The 23,798-nt window shown below is 44.6% G+C and carries 23 protein-coding genes, 1 other RNA gene and 1 other annotated feature; of the genes, 21 read left to right on the top strand and 3 right to left on the bottom strand.

Features of this window, described 5'->3' with window-relative positions; translation table 11 throughout:
* Positions 1-6: 6 nt before the first annotated feature.
* From bofC to yajC, 7 genes are all read left to right on the top strand, one after another.
* Entirely contained in the window at positions 7-519 is a 513-nt protein-coding gene (gene bofC / locus MKY50_RS14095) for a sporulation cell-cell signaling protein BofC (protein ID WP_014480438.1), read from the top strand.
* A gap of 138 nt (positions 520-657) precedes the next feature.
* Positions 658-1,263, top strand: coding sequence for a Holliday junction branch migration protein RuvA (gene ruvA / locus MKY50_RS14090; protein ID WP_003229717.1), 606 nt, complete (start codon positions 658-660; stop codon positions 1,261-1,263).
* Positions 1,264-1,273: 10 nt separating this feature from the next.
* On the top strand, positions 1,274-2,278 hold the full coding sequence (gene ruvB, locus MKY50_RS14085) for a Holliday junction branch migration DNA helicase RuvB (protein ID WP_003229718.1): 1,005 nt from the start codon (positions 1,274-1,276) through the stop codon (positions 2,276-2,278).
* Positions 2,271-2,471 carry a DUF2905 domain-containing protein gene (locus MKY50_RS14080; protein ID WP_341116854.1) on the top strand — a complete coding sequence of 67 codons (201 nt, stop codon included), beginning with the start codon at positions 2,271-2,273 and terminating at the stop codon, positions 2,469-2,471. Before ruvB ends, MKY50_RS14080 begins: the two co-directional genes overlap by 8 nt.
* A 29-nt stretch (positions 2,472-2,500) precedes the next feature.
* Positions 2,501-3,529: a tRNA preQ1(34) S-adenosylmethionine ribosyltransferase-isomerase QueA gene (gene queA, locus MKY50_RS14075; protein ID WP_003229723.1), complete on the top strand. Its 1,029-nt coding sequence runs from the start codon at positions 2,501-2,503 to the stop codon at positions 3,527-3,529.
* 26 nt (positions 3,530-3,555) lie between these two features.
* Positions 3,556-4,701 carry a tRNA guanosine(34) transglycosylase Tgt gene (gene tgt / locus MKY50_RS14070; RefSeq protein WP_003229725.1) on the top strand — a complete coding sequence of 382 codons (1,146 nt, stop codon included), beginning with the start codon at positions 3,556-3,558 and terminating at the stop codon, positions 4,699-4,701.
* Positions 4,702-4,737: 36 nt separating this feature from the next.
* On the top strand, positions 4,738-5,004 hold the full coding sequence (yajC, locus tag MKY50_RS14065) for a preprotein translocase subunit YajC (RefSeq protein ID WP_004398708.1): 267 nt from the start codon (positions 4,738-4,740) through the stop codon (positions 5,002-5,004).
* Positions 5,005-5,060: 56 nt separating this feature from the next.
* Here yajC and MKY50_RS14060 read toward each other — a convergent pair whose 3' ends face one another.
* A complete protein-coding gene (locus MKY50_RS14060) occupies positions 5,061-5,450 on the bottom strand; it encodes a TIGR04086 family membrane protein (protein WP_031315243.1) in 390 nt (129 codons plus the stop codon).
* 197 nt (positions 5,451-5,647) lie between these two features.
* Between MKY50_RS14060 and MKY50_RS14055 the strand changes: the two genes are divergently transcribed.
* Complete coding sequence (locus MKY50_RS14055) at positions 5,648-6,304, top strand: DUF421 domain-containing protein (protein WP_341116853.1); 657 nt, start codon at positions 5,648-5,650, stop codon at positions 6,302-6,304.
* A 3-nt stretch (positions 6,305-6,307) separates the two neighbouring features.
* On the opposite strand, the gene spoVB is transcribed toward MKY50_RS14055, so the two are convergent.
* Entirely contained in the window at positions 6,308-7,864 is a 1,557-nt protein-coding gene (gene spoVB / locus MKY50_RS14050; RefSeq protein ID WP_341116852.1) for a stage V sporulation protein B, read from the bottom strand.
* 115 nt (positions 7,865-7,979) lie between these two features.
* On the opposite strand from spoVB, the gene comN reads away from it, so the two are divergent.
* From comN to dtd, 8 genes are all read left to right on the top strand, one after another.
* A complete protein-coding gene (gene comN, locus MKY50_RS14045) occupies positions 7,980-8,276 on the top strand; it encodes a post-transcriptional regulator ComN (RefSeq protein ID WP_004398498.1) in 297 nt (98 codons plus the stop codon).
* A gap of 38 nt (positions 8,277-8,314) precedes the next feature.
* Positions 8,315-10,528, top strand: coding sequence for a protein translocase subunit SecDF (gene secDF, locus MKY50_RS14040; protein ID WP_341116851.1), 2,214 nt, complete (start codon positions 8,315-8,317; stop codon positions 10,526-10,528).
* A gap of 157 nt (positions 10,529-10,685) precedes the next feature.
* Positions 10,686-11,183 (top strand): cation:proton antiporter regulatory subunit, encoded by a 498-nt coding sequence (locus MKY50_RS14035; RefSeq protein WP_213385719.1) that lies wholly within the window; start codon positions 10,686-10,688, stop codon positions 11,181-11,183.
* A 75-nt stretch (positions 11,184-11,258) separates the two neighbouring features.
* Complete coding sequence (locus tag MKY50_RS14030; RefSeq protein ID WP_003229740.1) at positions 11,259-11,582, top strand: LapA family protein; 324 nt, start codon at positions 11,259-11,261, stop codon at positions 11,580-11,582.
* Positions 11,583-11,648: 66 nt separating this feature from the next.
* Positions 11,649-14,009 carry a single-stranded-DNA-specific exonuclease RecJ gene (recJ, locus tag MKY50_RS14025; protein ID WP_116316480.1) on the top strand — a complete coding sequence of 787 codons (2,361 nt, stop codon included), beginning with the start codon at positions 11,649-11,651 and terminating at the stop codon, positions 14,007-14,009.
* 5 nt (positions 14,010-14,014) lie between these two features.
* Positions 14,015-14,527 carry an adenine phosphoribosyltransferase gene (locus MKY50_RS14020; protein WP_003229745.1) on the top strand — a complete coding sequence of 171 codons (513 nt, stop codon included), beginning with the start codon at positions 14,015-14,017 and terminating at the stop codon, positions 14,525-14,527.
* Between the two features lie 167 nt (positions 14,528-14,694).
* Entirely contained in the window at positions 14,695-16,899 is a 2,205-nt protein-coding gene (gene relA / locus MKY50_RS14015; RefSeq protein WP_003229747.1) for a GTP diphosphokinase, read from the top strand.
* A 12-nt stretch (positions 16,900-16,911) separates the two neighbouring features.
* Complete coding sequence (gene dtd, locus MKY50_RS14010; protein WP_004398689.1) at positions 16,912-17,352, top strand: D-aminoacyl-tRNA deacylase; 441 nt, start codon at positions 16,912-16,914, stop codon at positions 17,350-17,352.
* A 26-nt stretch (positions 17,353-17,378) separates the two neighbouring features.
* Here dtd and MKY50_RS14005 read toward each other — a convergent pair whose 3' ends face one another.
* Positions 17,379-18,935: an SH3 domain-containing protein gene (locus MKY50_RS14005; RefSeq protein WP_004399040.1), complete on the bottom strand. Its 1,557-nt coding sequence runs from the start codon at positions 18,933-18,935 to the stop codon at positions 17,379-17,381.
* 132 nt (positions 18,936-19,067) lie between these two features.
* Between MKY50_RS14005 and MKY50_RS14000 the strand changes: the two genes are divergently transcribed.
* The 5 genes from MKY50_RS14000 (at position 19,068) to MKY50_RS13980 (ending at position 23,786) form a co-directional block, all read left to right on the top strand.
* Positions 19,068-19,238, top strand: a complete 171-nt coding sequence (locus MKY50_RS14000) for a YrzK family protein (protein ID WP_004399157.1) — start codon at positions 19,068-19,070, stop codon at positions 19,236-19,238.
* A gap of 59 nt (positions 19,239-19,297) precedes the next feature.
* Positions 19,298-19,530 (top strand) — a binding site (T-box leader).
* Between the two features lie 89 nt (positions 19,531-19,619).
* On the top strand, positions 19,620-20,894 hold the full coding sequence (hisS, locus tag MKY50_RS13995; protein WP_326237133.1) for a histidine--tRNA ligase: 1,275 nt from the start codon (positions 19,620-19,622) through the stop codon (positions 20,892-20,894).
* A gap of 13 nt (positions 20,895-20,907) precedes the next feature.
* Positions 20,908-22,686, top strand: a complete 1,779-nt coding sequence (aspS, locus tag MKY50_RS13990) for an aspartate--tRNA ligase (RefSeq protein WP_341116849.1) — start codon at positions 20,908-20,910, stop codon at positions 22,684-22,686.
* Between the two features lie 60 nt (positions 22,687-22,746).
* Positions 22,747-22,939, top strand: a non-coding RNA gene (ssrS, locus tag MKY50_RS13985) — 6S RNA.
* Between the two features lie 82 nt (positions 22,940-23,021).
* Positions 23,022-23,786: a tRNA threonylcarbamoyladenosine dehydratase gene (locus tag MKY50_RS13980; protein ID WP_003229763.1), complete on the top strand. Its 765-nt coding sequence runs from the start codon at positions 23,022-23,024 to the stop codon at positions 23,784-23,786.
* Positions 23,787-23,798: the final 12 nt, after the last annotated feature.

The following is a 23,798-nucleotide window of genomic DNA, read 5'->3' as shown; positions in this document are numbered from 1 at the left end:
TAGAGGGTGAAACGATTCAGCACGGCGTATCTTTTGCTGGGCATTCTTTGCTCAGCGGCAGTATTTTTAATAGGAGCTCCTTCCCGCGCACTTGGCGCGGAAGTGGAGCACTATGAGCCGCTGCAGGTGCATGTGCAGCTTGAAAAGGTGTATTTGGACGGCGATGTCAGCATTGAGCATAGGCATGAAAAAGTGTTTTCTATGGATGATTTTTGGGCAGCTTATGCCGGATGGACGCTTGTGGAACAAAAAAAGGGATATGTGCTCTTCCGGAAGCAAATGGACGATATATCTCCGCTCAGCAAGGTCAACGGGTATATCGGTGTATCGGATAATGGAGTGATTTCCACTTTTCATGGGCGGCCTGAGCCAGCTTCCGAACCAATTCAGTCTTTTTTTCAAATTGATTTAGAAAGGCTGGAAAGCCATATGCAAAAAAATCTGCTGAAAGGCATTCCATTTCGGACAAAAGCGGAGTTTGAGGATGTCATCGAACATATGAAGACATACAGCGGGTAACGTCCGCTGATTGAAGACATGTATTCATGTCTTTTTTTTCGTGAAAGAATGAGAGAGAAGCGAACATATGTTAACTTTTCTATAAGACTTTGGCTGTTTTTATGGTACAATGAAGAACAGTCAAAGAGGTGAATTTGCGTGATTGAATTTGTTAAAGGGACGATTGATTATGTATCTCCCCAATATATTGTCATAGAGAACGGCGGCATCGGCTATCAGATTTTCACGCCGAATCCGTTTATATATAAGGAGAGAAGCCAGGAAACGATTTTTACATACCATCATATCAGAGAGGATGCTTTTTCGCTTTACGGTTTTTCAACAAGAGAGGAGAAGGCGCTCTTTACAAAGCTGTTAAACGTGACCGGAATTGGCCCGAAAGGAGCACTTGCCATCTTGGGCTCGGGTGATCCCGGAGCGGTCATCCAAGCAATTGAAAATGAAGATGAAGCTTTTTTGGTCAAGTTTCCTGGAGTAGGAAAGAAAACCGCACGCCAGATTATTTTAGATTTAAAAGGAAAGCTGGCAGATGTTGTGCCTGAAATGATTGAAAATCTGTTTAATCATGAAGAAAGGCTTGAAAAGCAAACAGCGGAAACGGCTCTTGAAGAAGCACTTGAAGCCCTCAGGGTTCTCGGATATGCTGAAAAAGAAATCAAAAAGGTGCTTCCTCACCTTAAAGAAGAAATTGGGCTGACAACAGACCAATATGTGAAAAAAGCATTACAAAAACTATTAAAGTAAGGTGATGTTCATGGATGAACGGCTCGTCTCAAGTGAAGCAGACAACCATGAATCAGTGATAGAGCAAAGCCTGAGGCCGCAAAATCTGGCACAGTATATCGGGCAGCATAAGGTAAAAGAAAATTTGCGCGTGTTTATAGATGCGGCGAAAATGAGACAGGAGACGCTGGATCATGTTCTTCTGTACGGGCCGCCCGGACTCGGAAAAACAACGCTTGCTTCGATTGTTGCTAATGAAATGGGAGTGGAATTGCGGACGACATCAGGGCCTGCGATTGAAAGGCCTGGTGATTTGGCTGCTATATTAACGGCGCTGGAACCGGGAGATGTATTATTTATTGATGAAATACATAGGCTGCACAGATCGATCGAAGAGGTGCTTTATCCTGCAATGGAAGACTTTTGCCTGGACATTGTGATTGGCAAAGGCCCATCTGCCCGCTCGGTTCGGCTCGACCTTCCGCCTTTTACGCTGGTAGGAGCCACGACGAGGGTGGGGCTTTTGACGGCTCCTTTAAGAGACAGATTCGGCGTCATGTCTCGCCTTGAGTACTATACACAAGAAGAACTGGCGGATATTGTCACAAGAACCGCTGATGTATTCGAGGTTGAGATTGATAAACCGTCGGCTCTTGAAATTGCAAGAAGATCGAGAGGGACGCCCCGCGTGGCGAACCGCCTGCTGAGAAGGGTGCGCGATTTCGCCCAAGTGCTGGGTGACAGCAGGATTACGGAAGACATTTCTCAGAATGCGCTGGAGCGGCTTCAGGTTGACCGCCTCGGTTTGGATCATATTGATCATAAGCTGCTGATGGGCATGATCGAAAAATTCAACGGCGGCCCAGTAGGCCTTGATACGATTTCAGCTACCATCGGCGAGGAATCGCATACGATTGAAGACGTATATGAACCATATCTGCTGCAAATTGGATTTATACAAAGAACGCCGCGTGGAAGGATCGTGACACCGGCCGTTTATCATCATTTCCAAATGGAGGCTCCCCGATATGACTGAATTTCCTAAGATCATTATGATTCTTGGTGCTGTTTTGCTTATTATCGGAGCAGTTTTGTATTTTGTCGGCAAGATGCCGGGAGATATTTTTGTAAAAAAAGGAAATGTCACGTTTTTCTTCCCGGTTGTCACTTGTATTATTATAAGTGTGGTATTATCAATTTTGCTTAATCTTTTTGGCAGAATGAAATAACAAAAGACTAGAATAAAGGTGAAATCATCATGAAAGTCGATTTATTTGATTTTGAACTACCAGAACGTTTAATTGCACAAGTACCGTTGGAGCAGCGTGATGCTTCAAGGCTGATGGTGCTCGATAAACATACAGGAGAGCTTACTGACAGCTCGTTTAAACACATTATCAGTTTCTTTAACGAAGGCGATTGTCTAGTCCTGAACAATACCCGGGTACTGCCTGCGCGGTTATTCGGCACAAAAGAGGATACCGGCGCGAAAGTGGAACTTCTTTTGTTGAAACAGGAAACCGGTGATAAATGGGAAACACTTGCCAAACCGGCGAAACGGGTGAAAAAAGGAACTGTTGTCACATTTGGAGACGGAAGATTGAAGGCAATCTGCACGGAAGAGCTTGAGCACGGCGGCAGAAAGATGGAATTTCAATATGACGGTATTTTCTACGAGGTGCTTGAATCCCTTGGAGAGATGCCGCTCCCTCCATATATCAAAGAACAGCTCGATGACAAAGAGCGCTACCAGACAGTATATTCAAAAGAAATCGGTTCTGCTGCTGCGCCTACAGCTGGCCTTCACTTCACGGAAGAAATCTTACAGCAGCTGAAAGACAAAGGCGTGCAAATTGAGTTCATCACACTGCACGTAGGCCTTGGAACGTTTCGCCCTGTGAGTGCCGATGAAGTGGAAGAGCATAATATGCATGCAGAGTTTTATCAAATGTCAGAAGAAACGGCTGCAGCCTTAAACAAAGTAAGAGAAAATGGCGGTCGGATCATTTCTGTCGGCACGACCTCGACACGCACGCTTGAGACGATTGCCGGGGAACATGACGGGCAATTTAAAGCATCAAGCGGCTGGACATCTATTTTTATTTATCCGGGCTATGAATTTAAAGCCATTGACGGAATGATTACAAACTTCCATTTGCCGAAATCGTCATTGATTATGCTGGTCAGCGCGCTTGCTGGAAGAGAAAACATTCTGCGTGCCTATAACCATGCAGTGGAAGAGGAATACCGTTTCTTTAGCTTCGGAGACGCGATGCTGATTATATAATTTGAGAACAGGAGGCCTCATCAAAAGTGGCTGAACAACCAATACGCTATGAATTTATAAAAGAATGCAAACAAACAGGAGCGCGGCTGGGCAAAGTGCATACGCCTCACGGCTCCTTCGAAACGCCGGTTTTTATGCCGGTCGGCACACTGGCGACAGTCAAAACAATGTCGCCTGAAGAGCTGAAAGCAATGGATGCAGGCATCATTTTGAGCAACACTTATCATCTATGGCTTCGTCCGGGCCAAGACATTGTCAAAGAAGCGGGCGGGCTCCATAAATTTATGAACTGGGACCGCGCAATTTTAACAGATTCAGGCGGCTTTCAGGTCTTTTCTTTAAGCAAGTTTCGTAATATAGAGGAAGAGGGTGTCCATTTCCGCAATCATCTAAATGGAGACAAGCTGTTTTTATCTCCGGAAAAAGCGATGGAGATCCAAAACGCACTCGGCTCTGATATTATGATGGCGTTTGATGAATGCCCGCCATACCCGGCGGAGTACGACTACATGAAGAGGTCAGTTGAACGGACAAGCCGCTGGGCGGAACGCTGCCTGAATGCCCACAATCGTCAGGATGAACAAGGGCTGTTTGGTATTGTACAAGGCGGAGAATATGAAGATCTGCGGACACAAAGTGCGAAGGACTTGATTTCGCTTGATTTTCCGGGATATGCTATAGGCGGATTGTCTGTAGGTGAACCGAAGGATGTCATGAACCGTGTACTCGAATTCACAACACCGCTCTTGCCGAAGGATAAACCGAGATATCTGATGGGAGTAGGTTCTCCGGACGCACTGATCGACGGAGCGATCCGCGGGGTCGATATGTTTGACTGTGTGCTGCCTACACGGATTGCAAGAAACGGCACAGTGTTTACTGCTGAAGGACGACTCAATATGAAAAATGCGAAATTTGAAAGAGACTTCCGTCCGATTGATGAAGAGTGTGATTGCTATACATGTAAAAACTACACTCGCGCGTACATTAGGCACTTGATTCGCTGCAATGAAACATTCGGCCTTCGATTAACAACTTACCATAACCTTCATTTTCTGTTACACTTAATGGAGCAGGTAAGACAGGCTATTCGCGAGGATCGTCTGGGTGATTTCAGAGAAGAGTTCTTTGAGCGTTACGGCTATAACAAGCCAAATGCGAAAAGCTTCTAAATAAACATAACAGGCTTACAGAAAGGGGTGAAAATGATGACTGGCACTTTAGGTACATTGGTTCCTATTATTTTAATGTTTGCGGTCCTTTACTTCTTGCTGATTCGTCCTCAGCAAAAGCAGCAAAAGGCTGTACGCCAAATGCAAGAGGAACTGAAAAAAGGCGATTCAGTAGTGACAATCGGGGGATTGCACGGTACTGTTGACTCTATCGACGAAAGCAAAGTCGTAATTAAGACTGGTGATAACACACGTCTTACGTTCGACCGCCGCGCGATCAGAGAAGTTTCTGCTGCTGAATAACAGCAGGAGCTATACATAGCAAACAAAAAAGAGCGGGCAAGTGAGCCCGCTCTTTTTTATGTGGAAGACCTGTTTCCCCTCATGTTCACGCCGAAAATCCCGCCCAGCATGCACACCCCTAAAAATCCCAGATGGAAGATCAGCTGTTCTGCTGTAAATGTCTTTCCGAATCCTAAATACTGAAACAATAAGATAATCAGAGAAAAACTTAAGGCAGTCAATGCTCCAATCATCCAGCCTCTTTCCTTGCCTTTCCCGCCTGAAATGAACCCGCCGATAAATAAAGAGAGAAATGAGATAGCTGTGATCAGCCAGTTAAATGATGATTCTTCCAGCGAGGTTGCGGTCAATAAAAGTGAAACCGCCAAACTTGTCAGGAGCATGGCTGCAAATATGGCGATTAAGCCGTAAAGAATGCCTTTTCCAACTTGTTTCGTCTCCTCCATGATTGTCTCCTTTCTGCCTGTATTAAAAGGCTTCTGTTCTTTTTGCACAAAGCCGTCAGACATGCTGATGGCTCGTCTTTGTAAAAATGTATTCCCTTATCCCTTGAAATAGACATAAAAGCTTTGTGAAATGCAATCGGTTTTTCTTACATAAATTGATCATTTTGTTGCAACCTATAATGAGTTGGAGGTGCATGATGGAAGAGCTTCTCACTATTGCGTTTCGCACAGTCGTATTGTATTTTGTGATATTGATCATTTTTCGTCTCATGGGCAAACGGGAGATCGGAGAGCTTAGTATTTTAGATCTCGTTGTCTTTATCATGATAGCTGAAATTGCCGTTTTAGCCATAGAAAACGTAGACGATCATCTATTTCATACCATTTTGCCAATGCTTGTATTAATGATCATTCAAGTGACTTTGGCATACTTTTCTTTAAAAAACCGAAAAGTCCGCCAGCTTCTTGACGGTAAGCCGACCATAATTATCAAATATGGAAAAATTGACGAAGACGCCATGAAATCACAGCGTTATAATTTTGATGATTTAATGGTTCAGCTCAGAGAAAATAGCATCGACAGAGTAGCTGACGTATCATTTGCTATTTTAGAGCCGTCGGGCAAACTGACTATTGTTAAGAAAGAAAACAGCGGAGAGCATCGACAGCTCGAAATGCCGCTCATTATAGACGGCTTCATTCAAACAGAAAACCTGTCCAGAATCAGTAAAGATAAAAAATGGCTGCTTGAAAGTTTGCAAAAACACGGATACACAAACCCTTCAGATATTTCTTTTTGCTCGTTTACAGACGGAGAATTATTTATTGATGAAAAAGATGGGCACCGCCCGTAACCGTTATCGGACGATTAGACGTCCGATAATGGGAATGCGGCGAAGCTCATCTTTTTTAATTAAACGGAAAACGAGTAGGAGGATTATATAAATGGCGGCGCTCACCGCAATCCATCCGGCTAGATTGACAGCCTCAGATGCTCCAAAGCTTATATAATGTTTGATGGCGGAGCTGATGAATCCGCAAATTACAATAACAGCGAAGCTGAGCGCGTACTCCTTGATTTTGATGCTGATCGGCAGCACTTTGCTTACGGTTGCTGCGTGCAATAGCGTGACGAGCACCATGCCTGTCACAATGGCTAATGCCGCGCCCATAATGCCAAGAGAAGGCCTTGTGGCAAGGACAAAAATAAGGCCTGTTTTGACAAGCGCTCCGATTAAGCTGTTCATCATCGCAGCTCCAGCCAAATTAAGCGCCTGCAGCACAGCTTGAAGCGGGCCTTGGAAATAATAAAGCAGAAAAAATGGGGCCATTACTTTTATAAATACAGCTGCGCCTGAGGAACCGTACATCACTCTCATCAGCTCATCTGCAAATACAAATAAAATAACAACTGAAATGCCTCCGCTGAGCAGACAGAGACGCATCGCCTGTTCCAAGCGGTATTCCACCACCTGCAATTTTTTCTGCTCCATTCCTTCACTGATCGCAGGAACAAGCGCGGTCGACAAAGAATATGTAATAAAGCTGGGCAGAGTCAGCAGCGTCATGGCAAAGCCGGTCAGTTCCCCGTATTGCTTTGTTGCGGCAACTGTTGCCACACCGGCGATGGCAAGGCTTTGAGCGACGACGATTGGCTCGAAAAACCAAGAGAGGTTTCCGATAAAGCGGCTCCCGGTTGTTGGAAGGGACACGCTCATTAATTGGGTAAAGGTTTGTTTTCCGTTTTTAATTGACTGGAAAAAATGTTTTCTGATGTTAATTGTCTTTTTATACTTAAAGCAAACGAATAAATAAAGAAGTGATGCCAGTTCCCCTGCCACTGAGGATAGCATTGCCCCCGCTGCTGCATATTCAATTCCGTAAGGGAGAAAAATCGTCGTGCAGACAGCCACGAGTGAAATGCGGACAACCTGTTCAAGGACTTGTGACATAGCAAGCGGGTTCATATTCTGTTTTCCTTGAAAGTATCCCCTCAGCACACTCGATATAGCAATAATCGGCACAACCGGCGTAATGGCCAAGAGCGGATACAGTGTTCGCTTATCTGTCAGCATCGTTTCAGCCATAACCGGGGCGAAAAACAGAAACAGCGGTGTAAAGATGAGGCTGAGCACTCCCGTAATGGTCAGAGACATGACTAAAATATTTTTCGTTTTTTGATGATCTCCCCGCGCACTGGCTTCAGCGACTAGCTTGCTGATCGCGACCGGCAGACCGAATTGAGTTAATGTAGTGGCCAAGAAGAAGGTAGGCGCTGCCATCATGTAAAGCCCGACTCCTTCTTCACCGATAAAACGGGCGATAACCACCCGGTTGACAAACCCGAGCATTCTTGTAACCATTCCTGCTGCGATAAGGATAAGAGTGCCCTTTAAAAACGTCTGTTTCGCCATTTTTACCCCCTGCCTTCTCAAACTACCTGGAATCATATACAATAAAGATATGCGTATATGTCGTCCAAGCATGACAAGTCTTCTTGAAAAACAATAAAAAAGGAGCGTGGAATTCGTGGAGAAGCATCCAGCCGATCTATATAAAGACCACGTCAGGCCGTTTCTTTACAGCAAACTGGAAGAGTTTAAGATTCTCGGGTATGATGATGTTGAACTCGAAAGTTTGTGGTCATACTTAACAGATAAGAAGTGGAAAAAGAAAACGGAACTGAGCATTTATGAACTGGCGAGTGATATTTTATCAGTGAAAATTGGCGAATTTATGAACTATGCAACCGTTGAGTCATTTAAAACGTCTAATTGGCTGGGCAGTGAAGAGGGCCAGGAAGCATTGGAAGAACTGCTGAGATAGCAGGTTGATTCGCACAGGTTTAAGGGAGGATATACATAATGAAAAAAGGACGCTTGATTGCGTTTTTCCTTTTCGTTCTATTGATCGGCACGGGCTTGGGCTACTTTACGAAGCCTGCCGCTAACAATATTACGTTAGGATTGGATTTGCAAGGCGGATTTGAGGTGCTGTATGATGTACAGCCTGTAAAAAAAGGTGACAAAATCACAAAAGACGTTCTGGTCAGCACAGTAGAGGCACTGAACCGCCGGGCCAATGTTCTCGGTGTCAGCGAACCGAACATCCAAATTGAAGGGAATAATCGGATTCGCGTTCAGCTCGCTGGTGTGACAAACCAAAACAGAGCGCGTGAAATTTTGGCGACTGAAGCGCAGCTTTCTTTCAGAGATGCAAATGATAAGGAACTGTTAAACGGTGCTGATTTAGTCGAAAACGGCGCTAAACAAACTTATGATAGCACAACAAATGAGCCAATTGTCACGATTAAGCTGAAAGACGCTGATAAATTTGGTGAAGTGACCAAGAAGGTCATGAAAATGGCGCCAAACAACCAGCTTGTCATTTGGCTGGATTATGATAAAGGTGATTCCTTTAAGAAAGAAGTTCAAAAAGAGCATCCTAAATTTGTATCCGCTCCAAATGTAAGTCAGGAGCTAAATACAACTGATGTAAAAATTGAAGGTCATTTCACAGCTCAAGAAGCAAAAGATTTAGCCAGCATTTTAAACGCAGGTGCACTTCCTGTGAAACTGACTGAAAAGTATTCGACATCAGTAGGCGCACAATTCGGCCAGCAGGCTCTCCATGATACGGTGTTTGCCGGTATTGTCGGTATTGCAATTATTTTCTTATTTATGCTTTTCTATTACCGTCTGCCGGGATTAATCGCGGTGATTACGCTATCTGTTTATATCTACATTACACTCCAGATCTTTGACTGGATGAATGCCGTACTCACGCTTCCGGGAATTGCCGCTCTCATTTTAGGTGTCGGGATGGCTGTTGACGCCAACATTATTACCTATGAGCGGATTAAAGAAGAGCTCAAGCTAGGAAAGTCAGTCCGCTCTGCCTTCCGTTCAGGAAACAGACGGTCATTTGCGACGATTTTTGACGCGAATATTACAACCATTATTGCAGCGGTTGTGCTCTTTATCTTTGGGACAAGCTCTGTTAAAGGGTTTGCGACAATGCTGATCCTATCGATTTTGACAAGCTTTATCACTGCCGTTTTCTTATCGAGATTTCTCCTCGCTCTCCTTGTGGAAAGCAGATGGCTTGATCGGAAAAAAGGCTGGTTTGGTGTCAATAAGAAACATATCATGGATATTCAGGATACGGATGAAAATACAGAGCCGCATACGCCATTCCAAAAATGGGATTTCACGAGCAAACGCAAATACTTCTTTATTTTCTCCAGTGCGGTCACGGTTGCCGGGATTATTATCCTGCTTGTGTTCAGGCTGAATCTTGGCATTGACTTTGCAAGCGGTGCACGGATTGAAGTACAAAGCGACCATAAGCTGACGACAAAGCAAGTTGAAAAGGACTTTGAATCTCTTGGTATGGACCCTGATACTGTAGTTCTGTCAGGCGAAAAGAGCAATATCGGTGTTGCTCGTTTTGTCGGGGTGCCAGATAAAGAAACCATAGCAAAAGTAAAAACGTATTTTAAAGACAAATACGGGTCTGATCCAAATGTCAGCACAGTTTCACCGACAGTGGGTAAGGAGCTGGCAAGAAATGCGCTGTACGCAGTTGCTATAGCTTCTATTGGCATCATTATTTACGTTTCAATCCGATTCGAATACAAAATGGCGATTGCTGCCATCGCCTCATTGCTATATGACGCATTCTTTATCGTCACGTTCTTCAGTATTACAAGGCTTGAGGTAGATGTTACGTTCATCGCGGCCATCTTGACGATAATCGGGTATTCCATTAACGATACAATCGTTACATTTGACAGGGTCCGTGAGCATATGAAAAAGCGTAAGCCGAAAACATTTGCCGATCTGAACCATATTGTAAACCTGAGCCTGCAGCAAACCTTTACACGTTCAATTAACACTGTATTAACTGTTGTGATTGTTGTTGTGACATTGCTGATCTTTGGAGCATCTTCTATTACTAACTTCTCAATTGCTTTATTGGTCGGGCTGTTAACAGGCGTTTATTCTTCTCTATACATTGCCGCACAAATTTGGCTTGCATGGAAAGGAAGAGAACTGAAAAAAGATTCGGCGCAATAAAAAATATCAGGCTGTCCTCTGCAGGGCAGCCTGTTTTTTGAAGTTGCATTGAACTTAAAATAGACATTTGCTATAATGACATACGCTTACATTTAAACATATATATGGTGTTAAAAGTGTTTATGACTGGTTTTCAGATATGTAGGAGGGTTTATATATGAGGGTTCGCGAATCAGAGCTGCCGGGCATAGGACAAAAAGTTGAAATGATTACTAGAAACCGTGATAAAATTTCAATTATCATTCATCATGACGGACGGAGAGAGCTTTACTATTTTGACGAAAACGACCATGAGGAATGTGTTGCCTCCGTGCAGTTTGATGACGCTGAAGCAAGGCAAATGTCTGCAATTCTTGGCGGAATGGCCTATAAACCGAAAGCATTAGAACAGGTCGAGTCAGCCCTTGATGATTTGATTATAGAGTGGTGTAAAGCAGAGGCGGGAGCGCCTGCCATTCATCAGACGATTGGTGATTTGGATGTGGGTCAGGAATATCATGTGACGGTCATTGCAATTATTAAGAAGAATCAGGATAAAAAATTGAATCTGAGCTCTGAAACAGTCATTGACGAAGGCGATACACTTGTGATTTCCGGTGAGGGAACCGGACTGAAGAGGCTGATCCGGGAAAAATTAACAGCTAAGGGGTCTTAACCCAGTGTTAAGCCATGTTTAAAACCAGTCTTGATGGGGAAAGTTACCTCAATAAGAAGTTTGGGGGAAAAGAGAATGAATAAACAATGGACCATTATTTTCGCACTTATTTTCACTTTAATTGTCGCTATTTTCGCAGTCATTAATGTTCGATCCGTAGAAGTTGATTACCTGTTTGGAAGATCAGAATGGCCGCTCATTCTTGTTATTTTGGGCTCAGTTTTAATGGGAGCGCTGATCGTATTTTCTGTCGGCATTTTTCAGGTAATGAAATTGAAGCGGGAAATAAAAACCTTGCGGAAAGAAAATAGAACAGCAATACATAAACAAGAGGATACTCATCTTGCTGATCAGACTGACACACAGGATGCATCAGCCATGATTGAGAAAAAAGACTAGTTTTCGAATATTATTTGAAACCCCTCAGCCTGCTCTAGTATAATAGGGTGGTTGAGGGGTGAATTTATGTTAGCGTCAAAAATGCGATGGGAAATCCAGCGACCAGATCAGGATAAGGTCAAATCACTCACAGAACAATTGCATATAACACCTCTTGTTGCGTCCCTGCTTGTAAAAAGAGGCTTTGATACGGCAGAAAGCGCTAGGCTGTTTTTACATACAAAGGATGCCGATTTTTATGATCCTTTTGAAATGAAAGGCATGAAAGAAGCGGCAGATCGAATAAAACAGGCGATTTCACAACAAGAAAAGATTATGATATATGGCGATTATGACGCCGATGGGGTTACAAGTACGTCAGTAATGCTTCACACGCTGCAAAAACTGTCGGCTCAAGTTGATTTTTATATACCTGACCGTTTTAAAGAAGGATATGGACCTAATGAACAGGCGTTTCGTTCGATTAAAGAACGGGGCTTCTCTTTGATCATTACGGTTGATACAGGAATTGCCGCTGTGCATGAAGCGAAGGTGGCAAAGGAACTCGGACTGGATGTCATCATTACCGATCATCATGAACCGGGACCGGAGCTTCCGGATGTCCATGCGATCGTCCACCCGAAGCAGCCTGGCTGCACTTACCCGTTTAAAGAGCTTGCCGGGGTTGGAGTCGCGTTTAAGCTTGCCCACGCTTTATTGGGTGAACTTCCTGATGAACTGCTTGACCTGGCGGCTATCGGCACCATTGCCGATCTAGTCCCGCTGCATGACGAAAACAGATTAATTGCAACACTAGGACTTGAAAGGCTTCGACGGACAAATCGGCTCGGCTTAAAAGAGCTGATTAAGCTGTCAGGCGGAGACATCGGAGAAGCGAACGAAGAAACTGTCGGATTTCAGCTCGCACCAAGGCTGAATGCCGTCGGAAGAATCGAACAGGCAGATCCCGCTGTTCATTTGCTTATGTCAGAGGATTCGTTTGAAGCGGAAGAGCTTGCCGCAGAAATTGACCAGCTGAACAAAGAGCGCCAAAAAATGGTCAGCAAAATGACGGATGAAGCGATTGAAATGGTTGAACAGCAAGGGCTCGATCAAACTGCAATTGTCGTGGCCAAAGCCGGATGGAACCCGGGAGTCGTCGGGATTGTGGCTTCAAAGCTTGTGGACCGTTTCTACCGACCGGCCATTGTTCTTGGCATTGATGAAGAAAAGGGAATCGCTAAAGGTTCGGCCCGAAGCATCAGAGGATTTAATTTATTTGAGAGCCTTTCTGAATGCAGAGATATTCTTCCTCATTTCGGCGGCCATCCAATGGCTGCGGGGATGACGCTGAAAGCCGAAGATGTGCCGGATTTGCGAAGCAGGCTGAATGAAATAGCGGACAATACGCTTACGGAAGAGGATTTTATTCCCGTACAGGAAGTCGACCTTGTCTGCGGCGTCGAAGACATTACAGTTGAAAGCATCGCAGAAATGAACATGCTGTCTCCTTTTGGCATGCTGAACCCGAAACCGCACGTTCTCGTAGAAAACGCAGTACTGGAAGATGTCCGCAAGATAGGGGCAAATAAAACTCATGTCAAAATGACGATCAGAAACGAGTCGTCCCAGCTTGATTGCGTCGGTTTTAATAAAGGCGAGCTTGAAGAAGGCATCGTACCGGGTTCAAGAATTTCTATTGTCGGTGAGATGTCAATCAACGAATGGAACAATCGAAAAAAGCCGCAGCTTATGATAAAGGATGCCGCTGTTTCTGAATGGCAGCTGTTTGATTTAAGGGGAAAACGGACGTGGGAAGACACAGTTTCCGTCCTTCCATCTGCTAAACGGGCCATTGTCTCTTTCAAAGAAGACTCAACAACATTACTTCAAACTGAAGACCTTCGCCGAGAAGTGCACGTCATCAGTTCTAAAGATCAAGCAAAGGCGTTTGACCTCGATGGTGCATATATTGTATTACTGGATCCGCCGCCTTCGCTGGACATGCTCGCACGTTTGCTGGAAGGCAAGGCGCCCGAGCGGATATATTTTATTTTTCTCAATCATGAGGACCACTTTTTATCAACTTTTCCCGCAAGAGACCACTTTAAATGGTATTATGCGTTCTTGCTGAAAAGAGGCGCTTTTGACGTGAAAAAACACGGTTCAGAGCTTGCAAAACATAAAGGCTGGTCCGTTGAAACAATCAATTTCATGACAAAGGTGTTTTTTGATCTCGGTTTTGTTAAAATAGAGAATGGTGTGCTGTCTGTTGTGAGCGGAGCAAAGAAACGCGACTTAACAGACTCACAAACATATCAGGCGAAACAGCAGCTGATGGAACTGGATCAAAAGCTGAATTATTCTTCTGCTGAAGAGCTGAAGGAATGGCTGAATAAGCTGATGAAACAAGATTCAGAGGCTTATGAAAGTACGAGGAGGACATAAAACAGATGGATTTAAAACAATACGTAACAATTGTACCGGATTACCCGAAAGAGGGCGTGCAATTTAAAGATATTACGACACTGATGGATAAAGGCGATGTATACCGCTATGCCACAGATCAAATTGTTGAATATGCGAAAGAAAAGCAAATTGATTTGGTCGTTGGCCCTGAAGCGCGCGGCTTTATTATCGGCTGTCCCGTTGCTTACGCGCTTGGCGTAGGTTTTGCGCCGGTCCGCAAAGAAGGCAAGTTGCCTCGTGAAGTAATCAAAGTGGATTATGGCTTGGAATACGGAAAAGACGTATTAACGATCCACAAAGATGCGATTAAGCCTGGTCAGCGTGTGCTTATTACAGATGACCTGCTTGCGACAGGCGGCACAATTGAAGCGACAATCAAACTTGTTGAAGAACTTGGCGGCGTTGTTGCTGGTATCGCTTTCTTAATCGAGCTTTCTTACCTTGACGGCAGAAATAAGCTCGAAGATTACGACATCTTAACATTGATGAAATACTAAGGATAACCGCATAACGAAAAAGCACTCCATGTCAGGGTGCTTTTTTCCTATTGTTTTGCATTTATTTTATATAATATTTGGCTATTTGAACTTCTGCTCTTTACATCTTTCGTTTTTTTCTTGATAATAAACTACAATACAGTTTACATTTTAAAAAAGGTGATTCCATGGCGAACGAACAAGTATTGACTGCCGAGCAAGTTATAGATAAAGCGCGCAGCTATCTATCTGATGAGCATATCGCATTTGTCGAAAAAGCATATCTGTACGCTGAAGATGCTCATCGCGAGCAATACCGCAAATCGGGCGAGCCATATATTATTCATCCGATTCAGGTTGCGGGGATTCTCGTTGATCTTGAAATGGACCCTTCCACAATCGCGGGCGGATTTTTGCACGATGTCGTGGAAGATACAGATGTGACGCTCGATGACCTGAAAGAAGCATTTTCCGAAGAAGTGGCAATGCTTGTAGACGGCGTAACGAAACTCGGCAAAATTAAATATAAATCTCAAGAGGAACAGCAGGCGGAAAATCATCGCAAAATGTTTGTCGCTATGGCTCAAGATATCAGGGTCATATTGATCAAGCTGGCGGATCGTCTTCACAATATGCGGACACTGAAACATCTGCCTCAGGAAAAACAGCGGAGAATCTCCAATGAAACGCTGGAAATTTTTGCTCCTTTGGCGCATCGTCTCGGGATTTCAAAAATTAAGTGGGAATTGGAAGATACGGCGCTCCGTTATTTGAACCCTCAGCAATATTACAGAATTGTCAACCTCATGAAGAAGAAACGTGCAGAACGTGAGCTTTATGTCGATGAGGTTGTCAATGAAGTGAAGAAACGTGTCGAAGAAGTAAATATCAAGGCTGACTTCTCGGGACGTCCGAAACATATTTACAGCATTTATCGAAAAATGGTGCTGCAAAATAAGCAATTCAATGAAATTTACGATTTGCTGGCTGTCCGTATTCTTGTGAATAGCATAAAGGACTGCTACGCGGTGCTTGGCATCATTCACACATGCTGGAAACCGATGCCCGGCAGATTCAAAGATTATATCGCAATGCCGAAGCCGAATATGTATCAATCACTTCATACAACGGTTATTGGGCCTAAAGGTGATCCGCTTGAAGTGCAGATCCGCACCTTTGAAATGCATGAAATAGCGGAATACGGGGTTGCGGCTCACTGGGCTTATAAAGAAGGGAAAGCAGCCAATGAAGGTGCAACCTTTGAGAAAAAGCTTTCTTGGTTCCGTGAAATTTTAGAATTTCAAAATGAATCGACAGATGCAGAAGAATTTATGGAATCGCTCAAAATTGATTTGTTCTCTGACATGGTGTATGTCTTTACGCCAAAAGGAGATGTAATCGAGCTTCCGTCCGGTTCTGTTCCGATTGACTTTTCTTACCGGATTCACTCTGAAATCGGCAATAAAACAATCGGTGCCAAAGTAAACGGAAAAATGGTTACGCTTGACCATAAGCTTCGGACAGGTGATATCGTTGAAATTCTCACTTCTAAGCATTCCTACGGCCCGAGCCAGGATTGGGTGAAGCTTGCCCAAACATCCCAAGCGAAGCATAAAATCCGTCAATTCTTTAAGAAACAGCGGCGTGAAGAAAATGTCGAAAAAGGCCGTGAGTTGGTCGAAAAAGAAATTAAAAACTTGGATTTTGAATTGAAGGATGTTTTAACGCCGGAGAATATTCAAAAGGTTGCTGACAAATTTAATTTCTCAAATGAAGAGGATATGTACGCGGCGGTCGGTTACAACGGCATCACAGCTCTGCAGGTGGCGAACCGCCTAACAGAAAAAGAGAGAAAGCAGCGCGATCAGGAAGAACAGGAAAAGATCGTTCAGGAAGTCACTGGGGAACCTAAGCCATACCCGCAAGGAAGAAAACGGGAAGCTGGCGTTCGTGTCAAGGGCATTGACAACCTCCTTGTCCGTTTATCAAAATGCTGCAATCCTGTGCCAGGTGATGATATTGTCGGCTTTATCACAAAAGGCAGAGGGGTTTCGGTCCATCGCGAAGACTGTCCGAATGTCAAAACGAATGAAGCCCAAGAGCGGCTGATCCCGGTAGAGTGGGAGCATGAGTCACAGGTTCAAAAGCGCAAGGAATACAATGTTGAGATAGAGATTCTTGGGTATGACCGCCGCGGATTGCTGAACGAGGTGCTGCAGGCAGTGAATGAAACGAAAACAAATATTTCATCTGTCTCTGGCAAATCGGATCGCAATAAAGTGGCAACCATCCATATGGCGATTTTTATTCAGAATATCAATCACTTGCACAAAGTCGTCGAGCGTATTAAACAGATTAGAGATATCTACTCTGTGCGCCGCGTCATGAACTAAAGGGGTTAGAAAATGAGATTAGTTGTTCAGCGAGTAACAGAAGCAAGCGTTACAGTGGACGAAGAGGTCGTCGGCCAAATTGGACAAGGCCTTATGGTGCTGGTCGGCATCACTCACGATGATACAGAAGATGATGCAGCTTATTTAGCCGATAAAGTTGTCAATCTCCGTATTTTCGATGACAGTGAAGGGAAAATGAATCTGTCTCTTGTAGATATAGGAGGAGAGATTTTATCCGTCTCACAGTTTACGCTTTATGGAGATACGAAAAAAGGGCGCCGGCCGAACTACATGAACGCGGCCAAACCTGATAAAGCATTAGGTCTTTATGAAAAATGGAATGACCTGCTTCGTGAAAAAGGAATCAAAGTGGAGACCGGAACGTTTGGAGCAATGATGGATGTTCAGCTTACAAACTCCGGACCGGTCACGCTCATTATGGATTCAAAATAAAAAAAGCTGCCAAAAGGCAGCTTTTTTTATTGGAAGTATTTCTCTAATCCGCTTTCGATCCCATCTGTTACTTTTTCTTGGTATGAATTGCTATGTACAATGGCTTCTTCCTGCGGATGGCTTACATATCCCAGCTCGTACAGCATAGCGGGCTGTCTGTTTTCCCGGAGCACATAATAATCTCCGAATAATACGCCGCGGTCTGGAATGGAAGAACGCTTCACCACTTCTGAGTGGACATCTGATGCGAGTTCCTGATCTTTGGCAGGACTGTAGTAATATGCTGTACTGCCTCTTGTAGAGGTATCCGCATAGCTGTCATAATGAATGCTGATAAAGGCGTCAGCGTTACGGTAGTGAGAGGTAGAGACCCGTGACTGCAGGCTGACAAAGGTATCATCCTGGCGTGTCACATATACATCCGCTCCAGCCGATCTAAGTTTGCTGGCGAGCAGTTTTGCCGTTTTGATCGTCAGGTTTTTCTCGAATTTCCCTGAATACCCGATCGTTCCGCTGTCTTTTCCTCCATGTCCCGGGTCAACAATAATCGTTTTATTGTTTAGAGAGCCGTTTCCAGACGGGGAATCAGAGACTGGCGGTTCACCTGCTTCTTCTGCGCTTTTAGACGTTTGGACCACCCAATTGGCTACATAAGCAGTTTGCCCGTTATCAAGCTTTATTTCATACCAGCTTCCCTTTGAACCGGTAATGGTGTATGAATCTCCTTTGGCAGCGCGCTCAACGATCGAAGCTGATGTTGACGCATCACTTCTTAGATTCGTTCCTCCGTACATGATATAGGCTTTTTTAGCGGAGGATGAACTGCCGGCATTTGCTGAATCATCAGCTGGAACAGAACTAGTCAAAAGGTAATGGCTTGCAACCCAGCCTTTTAGCCCGTTCACCTCAATGTGAGCCCAGCCATTTTTCTCGTTGAGAACCGTCAGTTTCGTTCCGCGATCAAGTTTTGTTATAATTGCCGCGTCATGTGAGGCGGAGGCTCTTACATTTAGCGAAGAAACACCGACTGTGCCCGTCGTTGACGCACCGGAATCCTCGGTTTGGTCACTCTCATCAGACGCTGAACTGCTGCCTCCTGATGTGACATATTCAGATGATACCCATCCGGTGGCACTGTGATAGGATATCTTGATCCAGCCCGAATCTTTATCAATGACAGATGCTTGGCTGCCTTGCGGGAATTTGCCGATGACTTCGTAGGAAGTGCCCGGGCCGCTTCTCATCCGCAGATCGGGGTCTGTTGATGTCACAGTGTCACTGCTTCCTGAGGAGCTTGTGCTGGCCTGGTCTTCCTTTGTAATAAGCCAGGAGACTACCCAGCCCTTTTCTCCGGAACCAAGCTGTATCTGCACCCAGTCTCCATCTTCCTTTAAAATCGGATAACGTTCTCCCTTTTTTACTTCCGCTGTAATGCCGTAGCTAAGCCCAGGGCCGCTTCTGACGTTCATTTCATCTGTTGCGATGACCGCTTCTCCTTGAGCAGCTGTAACGGATGAAAAGGTCGGGAATAGCGCTGAGGTGAAAATAATACATACAATAAGGACAAAGTATTTCTTGTTCATTGTGTCCTCCTTTCTGATGATCATTAAAAAAGCATTCTTGTTTAATATCGTAAAGTCCTTTCTGATTTTTAAATAAAAATAAAATGATTTGTTTATACTAAGCGTAAATACAATCAAAAAGGTGTGCAAATCATGAAATATCATCCAAAAATGGGACGTGCATTTCACGACGGTGAAGCGAATCTGCATTACAGCGATCACGCAGATCCCGATACGACTGGTTATCTTACGGAAACAGCATCTGAATTTGGTCTTATGTCCAAAGAAGCAGCGCTGAGGAAAAACAACCGGAATAAAGCTTGACAGAGAACCCCAATCCCATTATTATAATAGAAATTGAGTACATAGCAAATGATGAAAGATTTGAACCAATAATGGAGAAGAGTAGGTCAGATTGCATGATTAGAGAGGAACCCGCCCCAGGCTGAAAGCGGATCCCATTGCGTCTTTCTCGAAACAACACTCCGGAGGTTTCCTGCTGAACGCGTGAATAACGCCATTAGGCAGTGAACGTGAACCTGCGTTAAAGGATCGAGCGGGAATATGAACGTATTCCAACTAGGGTGGCACCACGGGTATAACTCTCGTCCCTACTATCATGTATAGTAGGGGCGGGAGTTTTTTTCATTTTCATCATTAACGATCATTGGATATTTTATAAGGAATACATAAGGAGGTCTACCTATGGGATATAACATTCCGAGAGGAACACAGGATATTCTGCCTGGAGAATCAGATCGCTGGCAGTATGTTGAACAAATTATGAGAGACACTTGCCGCACTTATCAATATAAAGAAATCCGCACACCGATTTTTGAGCATACAGAACTGTTTGCCAGAGGCGTCGGAGAATCAACGGATATCGTACAAAAAGAAATGTATACCTTCGAGGACCGCAAAGGCAGAAGCCTGACGCTTCGTCCGGAGGGAACAGCTGCTGCGGTTCGCGCCTTTAATGAAAACAAGCTGTTCGCAAATCCTGTACAGCCGACAAAGCTTTATTATGTCGGGCCGATGTTCCGTTATGAACGTCCTCAGACGGGCCGTTACCGCCAGTTTTATCAGTTTGGAATTGAAGCGATTGGTTCGAAAGACCCTGCAATCGACGCTGAAGTAATGGCGCTTGCGATGAGTATTTATGAAAAAGCAGGTTTAGAAAACGTTAAGCTTGTCATAAACAGTCTCGGCGATCAAGATAGCCGCAAAAGCTACAGAGAAGCGCTCGTGAAACACTTCGAGCCTCGCATCGAAGAATTTTGTTCAGACTGCCAGTCCCGGCTGCACACGAACCCGCTTAGAATTTTGGACTGCAAAAAAGACCGTGATCATGAGCTGATGAAATCGGCACCTTCGATTTTGACATATTTAAATGAAGAATCAGCCGCTTATTTTGAAAAAGTGAAACAATACTTAAATGATCTTGGCATTTCGTATGAAATCGATCCGAACCTTGTGAGAGGGCTGGATTATTACAACCACACCGCATTTGAAATTATGAGCAATGCGGAGGGCTTTGGCGCGATTACGACACTTGCCGGCGGCGGACGCTACGACGGGCTTGTCGAACAGATCGGCGGACCTGAAGCACCGGGCATCGGATTTGCGATGAGCATCGAACGCTTGCTTGCCGCAATTGATGCTGAAAAAAGAGAGCTGCCTGTTGATAAGGGAATCGACTGCTATATCGTCACACTCGGCGAAAAAGCAAAGGATTATTCTGTTTCATTGGTGTACAAACTGAGAGAAGCAGGCATTTCCAGTGAAATCGATTATGAAAATAAGAAAATGAAAGGCCAGTTTAAAACAGCTGATCGCTTAAAGGCCAGATTTATTGCGATTTTGGGTGAAGATGAGCTTGCCCAAAACAAAATCAATGTAAAGGATGCACAGACGGGCGAACAGATTGAAGTGGCACTTGATGAATTTATACATGTGATGAAGGCAAACCAAAAGGGATAAGGAGTGAAACGCATTGTTTGGAAGAACATATTATTGCGGTGATATAACTGAAAAAGCAATTGGCGAATCTGTAACGCTGAAAGGCTGGGTCCAAAAAAGACGAGACCTCGGCGGATTGATTTTTATTGACTTGCGTGACCGTACGGGCATTGTTCAAGTCGTTTTTAACCCTGATGTGTCAAAAGAAGCGCTTGCTATTGCGGAAGGCATCAGAAATGAATACGTGCTTGATATTCAAGGAAAAGTGGTGGCGCGTGAAGAGGGAACAGTTAATCCGAATTTGAAAACAGGCGCGATCGAAATACATGCTGATGGAGTGAACGTATTAAATGCTGCAAAGACACCTCCATTTGCGATTTCTGATCAAGCTGAAGAAGTGTCAGAGGACGTTCGTTTAAAACACCGTTACTTAGATTTGCGCAGACCGGCTATGTTCCAGACGATGCAGCTGCGCCATAACGTGACGAAAGCTGTTCGCAACTTTTTAGATGAAAATGGGTTTCTTGATATTGAAACGCCGATTTTAACAGGAAGCACGCCTGAAGGCGCACGTGACTACTTGGTGCCGAGCCGTGTGCACGAAGGTGAGTTCTACGCGCTGCCGCAGTCTCCGCAGCTATTTAAACAGCTTCTGATGGTATCAGGCATTGAACGATATTATCAAATTGCCCGCTGTTTCCGCGATGAAGACTTGCGTGCGGACCGTCAGCCTGAGTTTACGCAAATTGATATTGAAATGTCCTTTATGAGCCAGGAAGACATTATGTCATTGGCTGAGGAGATGATGGCAAAGGTTATGCGTGAAACAAAAGGTGAGGAACTTCAGCTTCCTCTTCCTCGAATGACGTATGACGAAGCAATGAACAAGTACGGGTCTGATAAACCGGATACGCGTTTTGACATGCTTTTGACGGATGTGTCTGACATTGTAAAGGATACGGAATTTAAAGTGTTCTCATCAGCTGTAGCAAACGGCGGCGTGGTCAAAGCCATCAATGTAAAAGGCGGTGCCGGCGATTACTCCAGAAAAGACATCGACGCTCTTGGCGCTTTTGCTGCAAACTACGGGGCAAAAGGGCTTGCCTGGGTGAAGGTTGAGGCAGACGGAGTGAAAGGCCCGATCGCTAAATTCTTTGATGAAGAAAAGCAGTCTAAGCTGATTGAAGCACTTGATGCTGCTGAAGGTGATTTGCTGCTGTTCGGAGCGGATCAATTCGAAGTTGTGGCCGCATCACTCGGCGCCCTGCGCTTAAAGCTTGGGAAAGAACGCGGACTGATTGACGAAAAATTGTTCAATTTCTTATGGGTCATCGACTGGCCGCTATTAGAGCATGATCCGGAAGAAGGCCGTTTTTACGCAGCGCACCATCCGTTCACAATGCCTGTCCGAGAAGACCTTGAGCTGATTGAAACAGCGCCTGAAGACATGAAAGCGCAAGCTTATGACCTCGTCTTAAACGGCTATGAGCTTGGCGGCGGTTCAATCCGTATTTTCGAAAAGGATATTCAGGAAAAAATGTTTGCGCTTCTCGGCTTCTCACCAGAAGAAGCGGCTGAACAGTTCGGATTCCTGCTGGAAGCATTTGAATACGGCGCTCCTCCGCACGGCGGAATCGCACTCGGCTTAGACCGTCTCGTTATGCTTCTCGCTGGACGTACGAACCTGAGAGATACGATTGCATTCCCGAAAACGGCAAGTGCAAGCTGCCTGATGACAGAAGCGCCAGGCGAAGTAAGCGACGCCCAGCTTGACGAGCTTCATCTTTCTATCAAGAAAAAAGTTAAGAACTGAATTTGCAGTTCGATTCTTGAAAATCAAAATCGTCTGTGATATGATTTTGACAAGTTAAATAAAGTCCTGATGTGTTAGTTGTACACCTAGTTTTGACCGAACATTTTTTTGATTTGGGAGCCCGCATTTTTAAATGGCGTACATGCCTCTTTTCATTCGGTAAAGAGGACTTACAAGATTTAAAAGAGGGCACCCACCTGCTGAGAGCGGGTTCAAAACAAAGGAAAGCTGCAACGGCACTATTGGGACTTTATTTTTTGTGCGCAGAAAAAACGGCTGCTCATGGATCAGCCATTTTATAGATGAAACCAGAATACGAATGTGGAGTGAGGTTCTTGTTACACCAGTTTTCACGCAATGAATTAGCTATCGGAAAAGAAGGCCTTGAAACGCTGAAAAACAGCACAGTTGCTGTGCTTGGAGTCGGGGGAGTTGGGTCGTTCGCGGCGGAAGCTCTCGCGCGGTCAGGCGTCGGCCGCATTCTGCTTGTCGACAAAGATGATGTCGACATTACAAATGTAAACCGTCAGCTTCACGCGCTGCTTTCAACTGTCGGACAGCCGAAAGTTGATTTAATGAAGGCGCGGATCGCAGACATTAACCCGGAGTGTGAAGTGATCGCGTTAAAAATGTTCTATACGGAGGAAACGTATGAGCAGTTTTTTGACTATGATCTTGACTATGTCATTGATGCGTCAGACACCATTTGTTATAAAATTCATTTAATGAAAGAATGTCTGAAACGGGATATTCCGCTCATCTCCAGCATGGGTGCAGCAAATAAAACGGATCCGACACGCTTCCAAATCGCTGATATCTCAAAAACGCACACTGATCCAATTGCGAAGGTCGTCCGTACGAAATTACGCAAAGAGGGGATCAAAAAAGGCGTTCAAGTGATTTTCTCTGATGAAAGCCCGATTGTCATTCGGGAAGATGTCAGAAAAGAAGTGGGGAATGACGAAGCGAAAATCCGTAAAGCAAAAATGCCGCCTTCCTCTAATGCTTTTGTGCCGTCAGTTGCAGGTTTGATTATGGGCGGACATGTTGTCATGGATCTTTTGAAAGACATTGAAATCAAACGTGTGAAGGATAAATAATGCATAAAAACA

Origin of the sequence: Bacillus sp. FSL R7-0685 (genome assembly GCF_038002425.1) — a bacterium.
Taxonomy (GTDB): Bacteria; Bacillota; Bacilli; order Bacillales; family Bacillaceae; genus Bacillus; species Bacillus subtilis.
The sequence above is the reverse complement of the archived record's forward strand: the minus strand, read 5'-3'. Positions and strand labels throughout refer to the sequence as shown.